Source organism: Kocuria sp. CPCC 205231 (assembly GCF_040980965.1).
GTDB classification, from domain to species: domain Bacteria; phylum Actinomycetota; class Actinomycetes; order Actinomycetales; family Micrococcaceae; genus Kocuria; species Kocuria rosea.
Genome location: NZ_JAVKPP010000114.1, coordinates 1 through 519 on the forward strand (window position 1 = coordinate 1; position 519 = coordinate 519).

The 519-nt window shown below is 72.4% G+C and carries 1 pseudogene; it reads right to left on the bottom strand.

Going from position 1 to position 519, the window contains the following annotated elements:
* Positions 1-519, bottom strand: a pseudogene (gene purH, locus RF640_RS19125) (bifunctional phosphoribosylaminoimidazolecarboxamide formyltransferase/IMP cyclohydrolase); the annotation flags it as partial.

Sequence of the window (519 nt, forward strand, 5' to 3'; positions counted from 1 at the left end):
GCCACGACCACCTCGGTGAAGATGGGCTTGAGGTTGCGGGCCATGTCCGCCGTGACCGTGCGGTTGGCCGCCACGACACCGCCGTACGCGGAGAGCGGGTCGCACGCGTGGGCCTTGAGGTGGGCGTCCGCAATGGGGTCCTGCGCGCCGGGGGTGGCCACGGCCACGCCGCACGGGTTGTTGTGCTTGACCACGGCCACGGCGGGCTCGTCGTAGTCGAATGCGGCGCGGACGGCGGCGTCCGCGTCCACGTAGTTGTTGTAGGACATCGCCTTGCCGTGCAACTGCTCGGCCTGCGCGATCCCGGGCGCCGCGGCGTCGTTCGTGTAGAGCGCGGCCTTCTGGTGCGGGTTCTCGCCGTAGCGCAGGGACTCCGCGCGCTGCAGCGCGAGACCCGCGTACGGGGGCCAGAAGTTCGCCTCGGGGTCGTGGTCGAACTGCTGGGCGGTCCACGTGGCCACGGCGGTGTCGTAGGCCGCGGTGTGGGCGAACGCCGCCGCCGCGAGCTTCTGCCGGGCC